At 47.0% G+C, this 406-nt stretch carries 2 tRNA genes; both read right to left on the bottom strand.

The annotated features are described in order from the left end of the window. Positions 1-181 precede the first annotated feature (181 nt). Positions 182-257 (bottom strand) — tRNA-Ala (locus tag PMI23_RS28525). 30 nt (positions 258-287) lie between these two features. Then, a tRNA-Ile gene (locus PMI23_RS28520) sits at positions 288-364 on the bottom strand. Positions 365-406: the final 42 nt, after the last annotated feature.

The raw sequence follows: 406 nt of genomic DNA, 5'->3' as shown, positions 1-406 counted from the left end.
TAAGAGAACTCACAAATTTTACCTTAGCCTGATCCGTTACCAGTGAAAGTAACGCTCAGTCTATCTTTCTATCACATACCCAAATTTTTAAAGAACGAACTAGTCAAAGACTAGAAATCAACATTCATCATCACAGCGATGGAATGCTCATTTCTAAGCTTTCAAACTTCAGAAGCAGTAGTGGTGGAGCCAAGCGGGATCGAACCGCTGACCTCCTGCGTGCAAGGCAGGCGCTCTCCCAGCTGAGCTATGGCCCCGTATTTCTACAGGCGTTTCCCACACAAAATTGGTGGGTCTGGGCAGATTCGAACTGCCGACCTCACCCTTATCAGGGGTGCGCTCTAACCAACTGAGCTACAGACCCAATTTCGGGCTGCTTCTTTCGTCTTCTTCAATGAATCAAGCA

Source organism: Pseudomonas sp. GM24, from assembly GCF_000282235.1.
In the GTDB taxonomy this organism is placed as follows: Bacteria; Pseudomonadota; Gammaproteobacteria; order Pseudomonadales; family Pseudomonadaceae; genus Aquipseudomonas.
Note: the sequence above shows the minus strand (reverse complement) of the source record. Positions and strands in the feature narration are given on the sequence as shown.